This window comes from Paenibacillus sp. A3 (assembly GCF_001399685.1).
Classification (GTDB): Bacteria; Bacillota; Bacilli; order Paenibacillales; family NBRC-103111; genus Paenibacillus_G.
Window position 1 is genome coordinate 1 of the sequence record NZ_JTHN01000108.1, and the last position, 15,422, is coordinate 15,422.

General features: G+C 54.4%; 13 protein-coding genes. 11 read left to right on the forward strand and 2 right to left on the reverse strand.

Annotation, left to right across the window (positions count from 1 at the left end; all coding sequences use genetic code 11):
* Positions 1 to 240: 240 nt before the first annotated feature.
* Complete coding sequence (locus QJ48_RS17150; RefSeq protein WP_082420546.1) at positions 241 to 1,224, reverse strand: ABC transporter substrate-binding protein; 984 nt, start codon at positions 1,222 to 1,224, stop codon at positions 241 to 243.
* A gap of 282 nt (positions 1,225 to 1,506) precedes the next feature.
* Between QJ48_RS17150 and QJ48_RS17155 the strand changes: the two genes are divergently transcribed.
* The 9 genes from QJ48_RS17155 (at position 1,507) to QJ48_RS17195 (ending at position 11,271) form a co-directional block, all read left to right on the forward strand.
* A complete protein-coding gene (locus QJ48_RS17155; protein ID WP_054974775.1) occupies positions 1,507 to 3,222 on the forward strand; it encodes an ABC transporter ATP-binding protein in 1,716 nt (571 codons plus the stop codon).
* Between the two features lie 436 nt (positions 3,223 to 3,658).
* Positions 3,659 to 5,647 (forward strand): endonuclease MutS2, encoded by a 1,989-nt coding sequence (locus QJ48_RS17160; RefSeq protein ID WP_054974776.1) that lies wholly within the window; start codon positions 3,659 to 3,661, stop codon positions 5,645 to 5,647.
* 5 nt (positions 5,648 to 5,652) lie between these two features.
* Positions 5,653 to 6,816, forward strand: coding sequence for a bis-aminopropyl spermidine synthase family protein (locus QJ48_RS17165; RefSeq protein ID WP_054974777.1), 1,164 nt, complete (start codon positions 5,653 to 5,655; stop codon positions 6,814 to 6,816).
* Positions 6,817 to 6,861: 45 nt separating this feature from the next.
* Positions 6,862 to 7,320, forward strand: coding sequence for a GNAT family N-acetyltransferase (locus QJ48_RS17170; protein WP_054974778.1), 459 nt, complete (start codon positions 6,862 to 6,864; stop codon positions 7,318 to 7,320).
* Between the two features lie 15 nt (positions 7,321 to 7,335).
* Positions 7,336 to 8,394 carry an HAD family hydrolase gene (locus QJ48_RS17175; protein ID WP_054974779.1) on the forward strand — a complete coding sequence of 353 codons (1,059 nt, stop codon included), beginning with the start codon at positions 7,336 to 7,338 and terminating at the stop codon, positions 8,392 to 8,394.
* Positions 8,391 to 8,669, forward strand: a complete 279-nt coding sequence (locus QJ48_RS17180) for an acyl carrier protein (RefSeq protein WP_054974780.1) — start codon at positions 8,391 to 8,393, stop codon at positions 8,667 to 8,669. The genes QJ48_RS17175 and QJ48_RS17180 overlap by 4 nt, the downstream gene beginning before the upstream one ends.
* A 178-nt stretch (positions 8,670 to 8,847) precedes the next feature.
* Positions 8,848 to 9,792, forward strand: coding sequence for a CPBP family intramembrane glutamic endopeptidase (locus QJ48_RS17185; RefSeq protein WP_157261662.1), 945 nt, complete (start codon positions 8,848 to 8,850; stop codon positions 9,790 to 9,792).
* Between the two features lie 65 nt (positions 9,793 to 9,857).
* Positions 9,858 to 10,304 carry a DUF6376 family protein gene (locus QJ48_RS17190; protein ID WP_054974782.1) on the forward strand — a complete coding sequence of 149 codons (447 nt, stop codon included), beginning with the start codon at positions 9,858 to 9,860 and terminating at the stop codon, positions 10,302 to 10,304.
* 313 nt (positions 10,305 to 10,617) lie between these two features.
* Complete coding sequence (locus QJ48_RS17195) at positions 10,618 to 11,271, forward strand: FusB/FusC family EF-G-binding protein (RefSeq protein ID WP_054974783.1); 654 nt, start codon at positions 10,618 to 10,620, stop codon at positions 11,269 to 11,271.
* 86 nt (positions 11,272 to 11,357) lie between these two features.
* Here the strand turns inward: QJ48_RS17195 and QJ48_RS17200 are convergent, their stop codons facing one another.
* A complete protein-coding gene (locus tag QJ48_RS17200) occupies positions 11,358 to 11,663 on the reverse strand; it encodes a hypothetical protein (RefSeq protein ID WP_054974784.1) in 306 nt (101 codons plus the stop codon).
* Positions 11,664 to 11,907: 244 nt separating this feature from the next.
* Between QJ48_RS17200 and QJ48_RS17205 the strand changes: the two genes are divergently transcribed.
* Together QJ48_RS17205 and QJ48_RS17210 are read left to right on the forward strand one after the other, a co-directional pair.
* Entirely contained in the window at positions 11,908 to 12,594 is a 687-nt protein-coding gene (locus tag QJ48_RS17205) for a hypothetical protein (protein ID WP_054974785.1), read from the forward strand.
* Between the two features lie 24 nt (positions 12,595 to 12,618).
* On the forward strand, positions 12,619 to 15,422 hold a 2,804-nt coding region (locus QJ48_RS17210; RefSeq protein ID WP_054974786.1), incomplete at its 3' end, for an SNF2 helicase associated domain-containing protein.

Here is a 15,422-nt window from a genome sequence, read left to right on the forward strand (position 1 = left end):
GTATGGTGAACAGCCGTTTGTTTCCCGGATTTCCATCCGACCGGCCGATGGATTTGCTCGATATCCGACAGGTGAAACAGCAGAGAGCGCAGGGGAGAGGTGTTCGCCGATTCGCAGCCCAATCCTACATTCCTCCTTCAATAATTGAGAATGATTATCAATTAAAATCTATTGTATACAAAACAAAGAAGCTTTTCAACGACAGCGTGAAAAGCTTCCGGGAACCTCCCGAACAATTTGTTATTTCCGAAGCATTCTAGGCAGTTCCTCCAGCATCCATTCCCTCGTCGAGGCGTCGCTGTCGGATTTTGAAATATCGATCGAGTAGACGCGGCCGTTCTTGACGGCGGGCAGATCAAGCCAAATGCGGCTTTTCATCAATTCGTCCGTCGATTTGCGCGCATCCTCCAGACCGGCGGCCGGAATGAGAATGAAAACGCGGTCTCCGGCGTACTGCGGCAGAAGCTCCGGCGAGATATGCATGAACCCTTGGCTGCCGTTCAGCACTTCCTGAATCATCGGGGTAGGCTTGAAGCCCTTTGGATGATACAGCATTTGCGGAAGCCCGGCGCGCGCCATGACAAACAGCCGGTCGCCGGGATAATACGTAAACACCGAGGCGGTTTCTCCGTCTTTCATGCCGTCCGCCCGGAGCTGCTTCCACATGGCCTCCGCCTTCGCGTTGAAATCGGCAAGCCACTGCTTGGCCTGCTGCTGCTTTCCGAGCAAATCCCCCAGCAGCGCAATACGCTCGTCCAACGGGGCGAACGTATCGAACATGACGGTAGGAGCGACTTTGGAAAGCTGCTCGTACTGCTTTGCGTCGGTGCTGGCTACAAGGATCAAGTCAGGCTTCAGCTCCAGCACCTTTTCCAGATTGATCGGGAAGCCGACGTCTTCGATAGACTTCACCCGGTTTTCGAAGACGTGATCTTTGATCGATGACAATTGCGCGCCGACGGCGTCGACTCCGAGAACCAGCAGATCGCCGAACGTCTCTCCGGCAAAAATGACGCGCTGCGGCTGCACGGGAATTTGCACTTCGTTGCCTTTGTAATCCGTGTACTTGCGTGTAGCGGGCGCTTTGTCCTGAGCAGCGTCTGCGGTTTGTCCAGTAGAAGCGGGAGGAGCTCCGGTTGGTGCGCCGCATGCTGCCATAGCCAACAGCGCTCCCAAGCTTAAGACGATGACGAACAGATGAATGACTTTTCTTGCCGCTTTCATGAGGTTACCTTCCTTCGACAGGGTGTAAGAGTTATGGATAATGATTCTCATTATCGTTTAGAAACCATCATATAGGGAACCTATCTGATACTCAATGGACAAACGAAAAACGGCCGCTTCATTTTGTACAAAAACTTCGGCCAACCCCTTTCAATTTGTACAAAAAAAACGTCGCGTTTGTCCATTGCCATCTCTAGGTAAGCCGCCTACAATGAGGTGTGGTAATGAGAATCAGTCTCATTTATCTCGGCAAGAAAGTATCGATAGAGAGAGGGTTATCCTATGCTCCGCCGTTTTTTTGCTTATTATCAACCATATAAAGGGCTGTTCCTGCTGGACTTCTCCTGCGCGATCATCGCGGCGCTGCTAGAGCTGGCTTTTCCGATTGCCGTCAACCGGGTGGTGGACGATCTGCTGCCAAGCGGCAAATGGGAGTGGATTTTGTGGGGCTGCGTCGGCTTGCTCGGCATTTATGCGGTCAGCGCTGCACTGCACTACGTGGTGACGTATTGGGGGCACATGCTGGGCATCAACATCGAAACGGATATGCGCAAGAAGCTGTTCGATCATGTGCAGAAGCTGTCGTTCCGCTTCTTCGACAACAACAAGACCGGACATCTCGTCTCCCGGATGACCAACGACTTGATGGATATCGGGGAGATCGCCCACCACGGCCCCGAAGACTTGTTCATTGCCGTCATGACGCTGGCCGGAGCCTTCGGAATTATGCTGAACATCAATTGGCAGCTCGCCGTGCTGACCTTTATTATCATCCCGCTGATGATTTACTTGTCCCTGTATTTCAGCCAAAAAATGTCGCGCGCCTTCAAGCGCATGTTCGCCGACATCGCAGACTACAACGCCCGGGTCGAAAACAACATAAGCGGCATTCGCGTCGTGCAGGCGTTTTCCAACGAGAAGCATGAAATCGCCCGCTTCGCGGAAAACAACAGCCGCTTTCGGATGACCAAGCTGTTGACTTACCGGATCATGGCGTGGAATTCGTCGCTGAGCTATATTTTGATGAAGCTCGTTTCGCTGTTCGTGCTCGTCTGCGGCACATGGTTTGTGATCCAGCAAAAAATGTCGTACGGGGAGTTCATCGCTTTCGTCATGCTGTCCAACGTCTTCCTCGGGCCGATCCAGAAGATCAACTCGGTGATCGAGACGTATCCGAAAGGTATTGCGGGCTTCAAACGGTATCTGGAGCTGCTGGAGACCGCCCCGGATGTAGACGATGCGCCGGATGCGCGCCATGTCGGGCATCTGAAGGGGGATATTCGCTTCAGCGGCGTGAAGTTCGGCTACGAGAACAAGGAGAAGGTGCTGCAGGACGTTCATCTTACCGTTCGCGCGGGGGAAACCGTAGCGCTCGTCGGCCCGTCCGGCGCGGGCAAGACAACCTTGTGCAGCCTGCTGCCACGGTTCTACGAGGTCGACGAAGGAAGCATCACGATCGACGGCATCGACATCCGGCAGATGACGCTGCAATCGCTGCGCTCGCACATTGGCATCGTGCAGCAGGACGTATTTCTGTTCGATGGGACGATTCGCGAAAATATTGCGTATGGCAAGCTGGGAGCGACGGATGAGGAAATCTGGGAGGCCGCGCGCCGGGCTCAGCTGGAAGAGCTGATCTTGTCCCAGCCCGAGGGGCTCGATACGTTGATCGGCGAGCGCGGTGTGAAGCTGTCCGGAGGACAAAAGCAGCGGCTCTCCATTGCCCGTATGTTCCTCAAAAATCCGCCGATCCTCATTCTCGACGAAGCGACGTCAGCGCTCGATACGGAGACGGAGGCGGCGATTCAGCAGGCGCTGGCCGAGCTGTCGGAAGGCCGGACGACGCTGATTATTGCCCATCGGCTTGCCACGATAAAGAACGCCGACCGGATCCTGGTGGTCGCGGACCAAGGCATTGCCGAGCAGGGCAATCACGAGCAGCTGCTCGCTGCGGAGGGCGCTTACAGCCGCTTGCACCGGGCGCAGTTCGGGGCGTGACGGTTGAGGTACGGCTACAATCAACCGGTTGAATGAGCAGGGATGCATTGCGAATTTCACAGCGCTTGACATTTACTGGGGAAGTAAGGTACAGTAGAAATAATTATTGCCTAAGGGGAGATTTTGATGTCGGTGGTCGTTCTTAACTAATCAAATTCCATAATGAGGTTTCTGGAAATTCATGGGCAAATTTTGCTGTTAAGCAAGGTTTATTTTGTCGTGGGTTTACGGTCACCTTGGAATTAGTTAAGAACAACGGATATCATACAATGCCATAGGTACATGCCTATTCATTGCGCCTATCATCCGTGCTGAGTTCAGCGCGGATTTTCTATTTTATCGGGCGCTTTTAATTAGGCATGGTCACAAAAGGGCAGAGAATGACGTACGTTCATTCTCTGTCCTTTTTTTATTTTCCTACAAGGAGAGATCACCCATGAATGAAAAAGCATTGCAACGTCTGGAATACGGCAAAATCAAAGAAGCTTTGGCGGAATATGCCGTATCGTATCTAGGCAAACGGCAGATCGCCGAGCTGCTTCCTTTAACGGCGATGTCCGTCGTGCGGGCCAAGCTGGACGAGGCGGCGGAAGCGAAGTCCTTGCTCCAGCAAGGCGCAAGCGTTCCGATTCCTTCGCTGGAAGGCATGGAAAATATTTTGGACCTGCTGGGAACGGGCTACGTGTTCAGTGAGAAGGACTTCATGCACATGCACCAATTCCTGACCAGCTGCGCGCAGCTCATGAGGTATATGGCAGCGAAAAGCGGGATAGCCCCTCAGATTAGCTCTTATGCGGCTTCCATGTATTCGATGGATGCGCTGAAATCGGAGATCGAACGGTGCATCCGTCACGGCCAAGTCGCCGACTCCGCCAGCAAGGAGCTCATGAAAGTCCGCAAGCGGCTGGCCGTATTCGAGGAGCGTCTAAAGAGCAAGCTGGATTCCTTGATGAGCCGCCACCGCACCATTTTGCAGGAGCATGTCCTCAGCACGCGCAACGGACGGTATGTGCTGCCGGTCAAGAAAGAGCACCGCAAGCTGGTGAAGGGAACGGTGCTCGACGAGTCGGCGAGCGGCCAAACGGTCTATATCGAGCCGGCTGAGGTCATGACGATTCAGTTCGAGCTTACAGGGCTGAAAGCGGAGGAAGCGCGGGAGGAGCTGAAAGTGCTGAGCGATTTGACCGCACTGGCGGAAAGCTGCGATCAACAGCTTCTGACGAATATTGAGACGGTGGGCACCTACGATTTCATTTTTGCCAAGGCCAAATATGCTCTGGCTATCGGAGGCTTCAATGTGGAGCTGAACGACCAAGGGATCATCGACCTGCGCGAAGCGAAGCATCCGCTGCTGAACCGGCCGATGGTTCCCCTGAACTTCGTCATCGGACGGAGATACAAGTCGCTGATTATCACGGGACCGAATACCGGAGGCAAGACTTTAACGCTGAAAACCGTCGGTCTGCTAACCGTCATGGCGCAGTCAGGCTTATTGGTTCCGGTACGGGAAGGAAGCTTGCTTTCCGTATTCAACCATCTCGCCGTCGATATCGGGGACGGACAAAGCATTGAGCATGCGCTCAGCACCTTCTCCGCGCATATTCGGAACGTCAATGAGATGCTGCAGTTTGCCGACCGTTCGACGCTCATCCTGATCGATGAGATGGCTTCCGGAACCGATCCGGGGGAAGGCGTCGGCTTGTCGGTGGCCATTCTGGAAGAGCTGCACCGAAGAGGAGCGACCGTCGTGGCGACGACTCATTTTACGGAAATCAAAAATTTCGCCGACGTGACGCCGGGGTTCGAAAATGCCCGCATGGAGTTCGATACGGACACGCTGCAGCCGCTGTATCGGCTGCGGATCGGGGAAGCGGGCCAGAGCTACGCCTTCCTGATCGCGTTGAAGCTGGGCTTGCCTGCCGGCCTTATCGAGCGGTCCCGCGAAATTACCGCGCGCGGCTTGTCGGAAAGCTTGCCGCAGGGAACACAGGCCGCCGGGTATGAGCCGGAGCCGAACGAAGCCTCCGCGGCGGATACGGACGATCCGCAGGAAGAAACGACGGCGACGGTGCCTGAGCCTCTGCCACATTCGGAGAAGGAGCCGGAGGATACCGCTCATCCAGTTCCTGAGAAGTCCTCCAGAAGCTTCCAGCTCGGCGATTGCGTGTACATCGCTTATTTGGGCCGTACCGGCATTGTGTTTGAAACCGAGGATGCCCGGGGCAACGTCGGGGTGATGATCCAGAACCAGAAGTTCAAAATCAACCAGAAGCGGCTGAAGCTGCACATCGAGAGCAAGGAGCTGTATCCAGACAATTACGATCTGGACATTGTGTTCGAGACGAAGGAAAACCGCAAAAAACGTAAGCTGATGGGACGCAAGCACGCACCGGGCGTTACCATCGAAACCCAATCGGAGGAGTGATCGAAATGAAAAATGATTTGGATGAAATCAGCGCGAAGGTCCGTCTGGAAGAAGGTTCCGTCGTCATCGAGCAGTTTTTGCTGGAATGCTATTTCAGCCCGGGCATCTCGACCAAGGAGCTGGCGCGCAAGACGCTGCTGCCTATTCCCGTAGCCGCGGCCATCAAGAAAGAGCTCGTCAAGGCAGGCGCGCTGACGCAAGAGAACGGGACGCGCTGCAGCAGGGCGGGAACGGCATGGATTGAGCAAGAGCTGGGATACGGCGGATTAAACAGGAGCCTGTACTTGAAGCTGACGGCAGGCGATGCGGATTGGAAGGCCGAGCTGGCCGACGTGCTAAGCGGGCTTCAGGAACTATTCCGCTTGCGGCCGCAGGTGGACGTCCGGATCGATCAATCGAAATGCACCGCGGAAACGAGTCTGCGCCGGGCCGTCCTGTGCTTGAAGCAGCAGGCGTTGATCGGAAAGCGCGTGCTCTGCATCGGCGACGACGATCTGGTCAGCGTCTCGCTCGGCTTCCTGCTCCGGAAGCTCTTCCCGGAGGGACATTCGAAGACGAGGATCGACGTTGTCGATATCGACGAGCGGTTCCTGAGCTTTATCGGCGAGACTGCAGCAAGGGAGGGGCTGCCTATCCAATGCAGGCGCTGGGATTTGCGCCACCCTATGGCCGAGGAATGGCAGGGACAATACGACTGCTTCTTTACCGATCCGCCTTATACGCTGCAGGGCATGACACTGTTTCTTTCCCGTGGCATCAGCGGCTTGAAGAAGAGAAAAGGTGCCCCGATCTTCTTGTCGTTTGCCCATAAGTCGCCGGAATTCATGCTGGCGATGCAGCGGGAGTTCGTGCGGATGGGGCTCATGGTCAGCGCCACGTTCCCGCGCTTTAACGAGTACGAAGGCGCGGAAATGATCGCGAATCGAAGCCAAATGATCGTGCTGAAAACGACGGAGCAGACGCGTTCCGAATACGCCGGCGCTTTCGAAGATGCGCTGTACACGGGTGAAGTCAAGCGGACGCTGCGCACTTACCGCTGCCAGCAGTGCGGGGAAACGGTCTACGTCGGCTTCCAAGGTGACGTGCCCACGATCGAGCAGCTTAAAAATCAAGGGTGTCCCCGCTGCAAGAACGATACGTTTCAATTGATCGAAAAAAAGAGCGTATAAACAAACATGAGGCGAATCATGGGCTTAAGAGGAGAAGAAGACAAGATGAATATCCGACCGATAGAGCAGAACGATTTGGCCGCGGTGGCCGAATTTGAGAAAGAAATTTCCGTCATTTCGTTTGGCAGCGAGGCGGTAACCGATCTGGAATTCCACCGGCGCAAGCTGGAAAAAGCGATTCCTCGTGAAAGGGAAGGCATGCTCGTCCTGGAGCTGGAAGGCCAGGTGGCCGGCTGGCTCTGGATGACGCTCAAAGAGAATTTCGTGACGAAAGAAAACTATATCCAGTTCAAAAGCTTCTACGCTGCCGAATCATGCCGCGGCTCGGAGGCGGTGACGGCCTTGTTCGAGGCGGGTATGGATTTTGCCGGCAGGGTGAAGGCCCGGCGTATCGTCGGACATGTGCACGTCAGCAACCTGCCTATGCGCGTGCTGTATAAAAATTACGGCTTCGCGCCGACCCATCTGACGATGGAGTACAAAGTGCACGATCAGGAAGCTTAGGCTGCGGAGGATAGCATGATCAAATGTCTGATTTGGGATTTGGACGAAACGTTATGGCACGGAACGCTGGCCGACGATGAAGATGTAGCGCTGCGTCCCGGTATTCGCGAGGTGCTGGAGCAGTTGGACGGGCGCGGCATTTTGCAGAGCGTAGCGAGCCGGAACGACCATGATCTGGCGATGGCGAAATTGGAGGAACTAGGCATCGGCCGTTATTTTCTGTATCCCCAGATCGGATGGGGGGCGAAGGTGGAAGGCATCCGGAGGGTGGCAAACGAGCTGAATATCGGGCTGGATGCGGTAGCGTTCATTGATGACAATCCGTTCGAACGCTACGAGGCGGGGGCGTATCTGCCGGAGCTGACCGTCTACGGTGCACATGAGGCGCTGGAGCTCGCCGGATACCCCGAGTTCCAAGCCGGGAAGTTGACGCGGGAAGCGGGGAGACGCCGCGAGATGATGCTTTCCCGGATGGAGCGGACAACGGCGGAGCAGCGGTTCGCCGGGTCGCGGGAAGACTTTTTGCGCTCCTGCTTCATGGAGCTTGAGGTACGCGCTGCACGTGAGGAGGATCTCGACCGGTCCTTCGAGCTCGCTGCAAGAACGACTCAATTCAATAATTTGACGGAGCGGGTATCGGAGGAGGTCGTCCGTTCTTATCTGGAATCGCCTGCGAAAGGACTATATGTCGCGGAGTTGAAGGACCGGTTCGGCGACCACGGCATTGTCGGGGCAGCCATGCTGGATTATGAGGAGGAACGGCTGGACATCCGGTTGTTCTGCATCTCTTGCCGCATCGAAGGGCGCGGCATTGGAACCGCATTTCTCGGAACGGTGCTGAAGCTGGCGCAGCAGGAGCATCCGGCAATGCATGAAGCGGTCTGCAGCTACCGTGCCACAGGCCGCAACCGGCCGGCGCTGATGCTTTTGCAGCTGCTGGGGTTCGCCCGGAAGGAGAGGCGGGAGCACGATTCGATCTATGCTCTGCCGTTTCCGTTCTCGTATTGTGCACCGGATTGGATTGCTGTGAAGATGGGGCATTTTAAGCCAGCGGAAGGGAGAACTTTAGGATGAATCGTGAAGAGATTGAACGGAAAGTGACGGCTATCGTTGCTCAACTGCTCGGTACGCCGGACGTGGAGCGTTCTGTGCGGCTGCTGGGTCCGCAGGGTGTGTTGGATTCCGTTACAGTGGTCCGGCTGATCGTCTGGCTGGAACAGGAGTTTCAAACAACCTTTGACGAGGAGGACCTGCTGATCGAATCGTTATCGAGCGTAGACCATATCGTCCGGTTTATCGAAGAGCGCGTGAGCTTGCCGCACGGAGCTGATTCAGGCCGAAATAATTGAAAAATCGAAGAGCCGGCGTCCATGCGGATGGTCGGCTTTTTTGCGTGACTGCACATGTTCCCGATTCTCAACGGTCCTTAGGCCAGTTTTCGCTTGTTCCTTTGGCTAGTTTAGGGTTAGACTTCGGGCCGTTGTCTTGAAGAGAGTCGGTATTATAATAAGGTGTAAATTAATATAATTGGAAGTATTAACCTGCAACCCCAATGAAATCCGCAACGATAAGGAGTGTTTGATGATGACAACCTCAAATCGCGAGATGGCGCAACATCGCGTTCAGTCTGCCCGACGCGGGCTTACGGTCTTTTTTGCTTTGCTCGTTCCTCTTTCATGCGTGGGTTACTGGCTGAGTCTCCACGACGGCAAATGGATACTTTTTCTGATGTGGACGCCCGCCTTGGCATCTCTGCTTTCGCGTTTGCTGTTGCGCGAGGGATTTGCCGACATCTCGCTCCGCCTGGGTGGAAGACGTACTCTTAAATTCATACCGATCGTGCTTCTCCTGCCGATAGCGGTCGATCTGGCGGCCTATGGCATAGCATGGATGTCCGGACTCGCGCAATTTGCCGCGCCCGCTACGTATTTAAACGCTCCTCCTCTTGTTTTGTTTGTCCTCCTTCTTCTCGCAAATGTAACCCTCGGAACGATTCGAGGTTTGCTTGGAAGCTTTGGCGAGGAAGTGGGGTGGCGCGGTTACATGCTCACACGCCTGATCGATGCCCGGGTTCCCCGGCCTGTTCTCGTAAGCGGACTGGTGTGGGGCGTGTGGCATCTGCCGCTCATGGTAGCCGGAGTATATTACGCCGGTCCGTATCTTCTTTTGTCCATCCTGCTGTTTATGATCACGGTCACGTCCTTCGGGTATGTGATGGCGTATCTCCGTTTGACATCGGGAAGTATTTGGCCGGCCGTCTTGCTGCATGCTTCATGGAATGCCATCACCCAGAACGTCTTTGACCTGTTTACCAAAGGGGATTCGGCCTTGCTGTGGACGGGAGAGTCTGGTGTTTTCGTTGCACTTGCTTTGCTGGCGGCGGCGTTCATGGTTACGAGAAAGCAATGGACGATCATTCGTACCCTTCCCGGAAAAGGCGAACGGCCGGTTCAGGAGTCGCTGCCCTTATAGTTTTTTTTGAAACCGGAGCCGGCTTAGATCAGTATTACCTTGTAAAAAAGTCGGAGGTCCGGGTAATGAAACTGAAAATCATGCTTTTGCTTGTGCTTGCGGTCGGTCTGTTGTCAGGGTGTGGGCTCGTCGACAAAGTAAATAATACTTTAAACTACGTGGAAGAAGCTACCAACTTTATCAATGATACTTCGCGGCTTGCGGAACAATTGCCGGCGCTTGCCGGGCAGGCGGTCACCGATCCCGAAGCCAGAACGACACTGAAGAACGAATTGACCGGTATGAAGGAACGGATCGCAAAATTCAATGCGCTTCAAGCCCCCGATTTTGCCAAAGACGTTCATGGGCAGCTGGTCGGCTATAACGAAACGCTGACGAAGGAGATTAACGGTTACCTGGAGAAAATCAATAACGGCGCCATTGACTGGAAGGCGATCGAAAATTCCCAGTTCGTCGACACGCTGAACCAGGTCGATAAAATTCGGGATAAAGTTCAGAGCTTAACTCCTTAAAGAGATAAAGGATGCCGTTCACATGAGGTGAGGGCATCCTTTTTGTTATAGACGGGAATGGAAGGAAGTCTTGTTCTTGCTGCACACATTTGTTTTGTTTATACTAAATCGTAAGTAAGAACGAGGGAGTTGGTACGGATGGCAATTCGCGATTGCCGGATTGGCCAGTCTCATGCAAAGCCTTATTTTTAGGGCGATACTTTGCATGGGCGTAAAAGAGAGCAACACCAAATCGCCCGAATGAGCAGCTATCGTTTCTAATAATATGGCTTTGCACCTTATTTTCAATCTATAAAATAAGGGGCTGACCTCCATGAGTGGACCATTTATTAGAAACCATCAGTATAACGATATCAAGAAGCAAGCAGGGAACCTGCAGCACGCTCTCAGAACGATTGCCGATCGGAAGGTATTGGAATCGGTCAGGCAGGGTACGGCAGCCAAAATCGCAGAGCTGTTTCCCAACGCTTCCGGCCTTCAGAAACAGATGCTGGAAAACATTGTAACCTTGGAAACGTCAGAAGATTTCCATAAGTATCTGAGAACGTTAGAGCCGTATATCGTGGAATTTCCGCCTATTACGGAAAAGCAGATTCAGAAGCTGTTTCCCAAGAATAAGAAGCTAAAGATTCCCAATTTATCCGAGATAGATTATCGTTACGTCACCTATCTCAGTTGGATCGATATCTCTACGAATAAATTGTTCATCGTATACCATTTAAACGGGCAATTTGTCGGTGTAGAGGGCAAATATACTCCCACCAACAAGAGAAGCTTTTGCTTCATATGCAATAAGTATGAAGATCTTGCTTTATTCTCGGCGATATCCAAAAAAAGGCCGGCGAAAGCCTCAGCTGATTATTATAAAGCGGTTGGCAATTATTTGTGCATGGATGGACACGAATGCAATAAGAACATTACGGATGTTTCATCTTTGGAGAACTTTATTAACACGGTTATAGGCTAGACAAACAAACCATTGAATCTGCGGCTTTTTCCGGATTCAATGGTTTTTGCTTTAGACTGGGATAGTCACCGAAGAAGTCCCGGGGGCTATTCCTTCAAATAAAACGCCCCATTCGGCAAAATGGTTTCTTTATTGACGACGACAAGCCCGACGCCTTGGGGGATATAAGCCACTCTCGAATCGCTGGTGACCACGTAGTCCCCCGGAACCAATACCCCGTCTATATTCGTTACTTTTACAGTAGTCGTCAGGTTCAGATTAGGGAAGGTGACGGTAGTCGTCGACGGGTTCGCGGCCGGTTCGTCCGGCGTCTGGGCGAAAGCTGCGGCCGGTAACAGGAAAGCCGAGCACAAAGCGAGTACCGTTATTTTTGTTTTCAGCATGCTTTTCATACATCAACACTCCTTTTCTTTGCAGTTATGCGTCTTCATCATTCTGGTATCGGAACCAGCTAACCATAGTTACCCGCATGGATAATTTTTGAAGCAGGAGAAGTGCATTTTATTTTGGCGAACGGTTGTTCTATGGTATAATCGCTCTAATGACCGCAACCCATTTTGCACCCTGGATGCTTGATTCGCGTAAATATCTTACATGAGTTAGCCTGCCAATAGACGGTACAAGGGGGACTCCAGGATGAACATGGATTGGACTATGGCCGACGAGGCGCTGCGCAGCATCACGGTTACCGGCAGCGAACGGAATGAGCCTGTAATCGTATCCGGCTTTGCGGAAGGACTTCGCTGCATCGGCATCGGAACGGATGCGGCCGTGTTTACGTATGATCGGACGCCGGGCTATGCGTTTAAAATCTACTCGGATCTTGCGCTTGCGCTCGGGAAAAAGGATATGGAGAAGCAAGTGTATGAACGGCTGGAAGGAATTCCTTATTTTCCCGTATACTACGGATGCGGGGAGCGCTATCTGGTGATGAGCCACGAATCCGGAGTCACGCTGCTCGATTGCCTGCTGCAGGGCATTCCCGTACCGGAGCGAGTGATCCTCGACGTCGAGGAAGCGCGCGCGCTGGTGCGCAGCCGCGGCTTGAATCCGCGCGACATTCATCTGAAAAATGTCATCCTGCAATCGGGCCGGGGCAAAGTGCTGGACGTATCCGAATATGCGCTGGAGGGAGACGACCACCGGTGGGAGCATCTGGTCTGGGCGTACCGCGTCGTTTATCCCGGCATCGAGGGAATCAAAATTCCCGCCTGGGTGCTGGATGCGATCAAGAACGGCTACGCCAGATTGGATCAGGCGAATGTGAGCCTTGATGATTTCGCCCAGAAAGTCAGTCAGTTGTTTTCCAAGTTTTTGAAATAGATGAAGTAAGGAAGGTTTCAGGCGATGAACGCACCGTTGACACCACGGGTCATTAAATCGTTGTGCGGCGAGCTCTCCTACAAAAAGGGAGAAGCTTACTGCCGCGCCGGAAAAGTGGCCTTCACGCATTGCGATCCCGAAGCCGCGAGTTACGAAGCGACGGTTGGCGGCGCCGACAGCTGCCGGGTGACCGTCGAAATCGGGCTTGAAGGAGAGGTAAAAGCGGCGTGCACGTGCCCTACCTTGGGTTCCTATGACAAATACTGTAAGCATGTCGCTGCGGTGCTGTTGTATATTCACGATACGGAGCAGACCGGCAGCTTGCCTGTTGGGCGGCTTCGACCCGAGGACGGATTATCTGCGACGCCCCCGTCAGGCGGGACGGCAGCAAGCGCCTCCGCGATTCCCGCGGGAGATCTCCGGCTGACGAACAGCGTGTTAGGACTGTTCGTCGGCAAGCCGGTGATCCCGACCGGTTCCCGGCCGCGCTTCGATACAAGAACGCAGCTTGAGGTGGAGTTTACTTGCACGCCCTTTGCTTACGGTTACCGGAAGTACATGTTCGGAATCGAGCTTAAGGTAGGGCCTAAACGGCTGTACATCGTACAGAACATAAGAGAGTTTCTGGAGCGGGTGGAACGGAGACAAGCTTACGTGTTCACCAAGCATTTCACCTACGACCCCGAGCTTCACAGCTTTAAAATCGAGGACGACGCCATCCTTCGCCAGTTATTCCTAATCTGCCGCAACGAGAAGATGTACCGTGAAACGTCGAGTACGTTTGCCGTTCAGCTCAACCGTATGAGCGGCGACCGGATGCTGCTGATTCCTCCGTTCTCGTGGGAAGCGCTGCTTCCCTTGTTGGCGGCGGCTCCTTCCGCACAGATCGAGCAGGATGGCCGCATCTACGAGGGAGTTCGCATCTCCGGCGAGCCGATCCCGCTTCGCTTCGATTTCGACCAAGCGGCGGGAGAAGGATATCGCTTGGACGTCCAAGGGATGGACGAGATCATCGTCATGGAAATGTACGGGCTGGTGCTTGCCGAGGGGAAGCTGCTGAAGCTAACGCCCGATAGCAGTCAGCGTCTCTCGGAGCTGAAACAAATGCTGGATTCGGCCCGTACGCGCCAGCTTCGGATTTCAGCGGATCAGATCGAGCCTTTCATCGAGAAGGCGATTCCCGGTCTGATGAAGCTTGGCACCGTCCATGTCGCCCAAGCCGTGTCCGACCGTATCATGCGCATATCGCTCAAGGCCAAGCTGTATTTGGACCGGGTGAGGGACAGGCTGCTCGCCGGACTGGAGTTTCATTACGGCGACATCGTCCTTAATCCGTTGGAAGAGGGAAGAACTCAGCGCGGCGAAGGACGAATCCTGATGCGGGACGGGGAGAAGGAGCGGGCGATTCTTGAACTCATGGAGCAAAGCGCCTTCGTCAGGACGGAAAGCGGTTATTTCCTGGATGGTGAAGACGAGGAATACGAGTTTATGTACCGCGTCCTGCCTCAGCTGGAAAAGTTGGTCGAGGTATATGCCACCTCGGCCGTAAAAGTAAGGCTTCATACCGGCCACGTTCCGCCGAAGATCCGGGTGGATGTGGACGAGCGGACCGACTGGCTGGAAATCAAGTTCGATATCGACGGAATTCCGGAAGCGGAAATCCGTAAAGTGCTGAAATCTTTGGAAGAGAAGCGCAGATACCACCGGCTGCCGACCGGCGCGCTGTTGCCGCTGGAAAGCGAGGAGTTTCAGGAAATCGTCCGTTTTATGAACGAGATGGGCATCCGCCAAGCGGATGTGAAAGGAACGGATCTGCGCCTGTCGGCAGTCCGCGGACTGCATCTGATCGATGCAAGGGAGCAGGGCCGTGCCGTCAGCCTGGGCAAGTCGCTTCGCCGGCTGTTGGAAAACATACGGAATCCGGACAATTTGGATTTTCCGCTGCCGGAACGGCTGACTCCTGTGCTGCGGGATTACCAGAAATATGGATATGGCTGGCTCAAGACGCTGGCCCACTACCGCTTCGGCGGCATTCTTGCCGACGATATGGGGCTTGGCAAGACGCTGCAAAGCATCGCCTTTCTCGTATCCGTCCTGCCGGAGATCCGAGATCAGGGGCAGCCTGCGCTGGTCGTCGCTCCTGCGTCTCTCCTGTATAATTGGAGGAACGAGCTGAGCCGGTTCGCGCCGGAGCTTCGGGCGGTTATTGCCGACGGCAGCAGCGCGGTACGCGCCCGCGTACTGAAGGAGCTGTCCCATGCGGACGTCGTCATCACCTCGTATCCGCTGCTGCGCAGAGATATTGGGCGTTATGCCGGGCATGCGTTTCATACGCTCATTTTGGACGAGGCCCAAGCGTTCAAAAACTACGCGACGCAGACGGCGCAAGCGGTGAAGGCAATCCGGGCCAGATACCGGTTCGCACTGACCGGAACGCCGGTTGAGAACTCGCTGGAGGAGCTGTGGTCTATCTTTGACGCGGTGTTTCCCGAGCTGTTCCCGGATCGCAAAGCCTTCGGCGAGCTGTCCCGCGAGACCGTGGCCAAGCGGGCCCGTCCGTTTCTGCTGCGGCGGGTCAAGAGCGATGTGTTGAAGGAGCTGCCGGAGAAGATCGAATCGCTGCAAGCCTCGGAGCTGCTGCCGGAGCAGAAGAAGCTGTACGTGGCTTACCTGGCCAAGCTGCAAAAGGAAGCGCTGAAGCATCTGGACGCGGATACGTTTCAGCAAAACCGGATCAAAATTTTGGCGGGCATCACCCGGCTGCGCCAGCTGTGCTGTCATCCTGCGTTGTTCGTCGAAGGGTATACCGGAAGCTCGGCGAAATTCGA

Excerpts from the sequence above, each read along its gene's own strand:
- QJ48_RS17150 (WP_082420546.1), bottom strand. The coding sequence starts at position 1,224 with ATGAAAGCGGCAAGAAAAGTCATTCATCTGTTCGTCATCGTCTTAAGC.
- QJ48_RS17160 (WP_054974776.1), top strand. The coding sequence starts at position 3,659 with ATGAATGAAAAAGCATTGCAACGTCTGGAATACGGCAAAATCAAAGAA.
- QJ48_RS17205 (WP_054974785.1), top strand. The coding sequence starts at position 11,908 with ATGAACATGGATTGGACTATGGCCGACGAGGCGCTGCGCAGCATCACG.
- QJ48_RS17170 (WP_054974778.1), top strand. The coding sequence starts at position 6,862 with ATGAATATCCGACCGATAGAGCAGAACGATTTGGCCGCGGTGGCCGAA.
- QJ48_RS17175 (WP_054974779.1), top strand. The coding sequence starts at position 7,336 with ATGATCAAATGTCTGATTTGGGATTTGGACGAAACGTTATGGCACGGA.
- QJ48_RS17200 (WP_054974784.1), bottom strand. The coding sequence starts at position 11,663 with ATGAAAAGCATGCTGAAAACAAAAATAACGGTACTCGCTTTGTGCTCG.
- QJ48_RS17165 (WP_054974777.1), top strand. The coding sequence starts at position 5,653 with ATGAAAAATGATTTGGATGAAATCAGCGCGAAGGTCCGTCTGGAAGAA.
- QJ48_RS17195 (WP_054974783.1), top strand. The coding sequence starts at position 10,618 with ATGAGTGGACCATTTATTAGAAACCATCAGTATAACGATATCAAGAAG.
- QJ48_RS17155 (WP_054974775.1), top strand. The coding sequence starts at position 1,507 with ATGCTCCGCCGTTTTTTTGCTTATTATCAACCATATAAAGGGCTGTTC.
- QJ48_RS17180 (WP_054974780.1), top strand. The coding sequence starts at position 8,391 with ATGAATCGTGAAGAGATTGAACGGAAAGTGACGGCTATCGTTGCTCAA.
- QJ48_RS17190 (WP_054974782.1), top strand. The coding sequence starts at position 9,858 with ATGAAACTGAAAATCATGCTTTTGCTTGTGCTTGCGGTCGGTCTGTTG.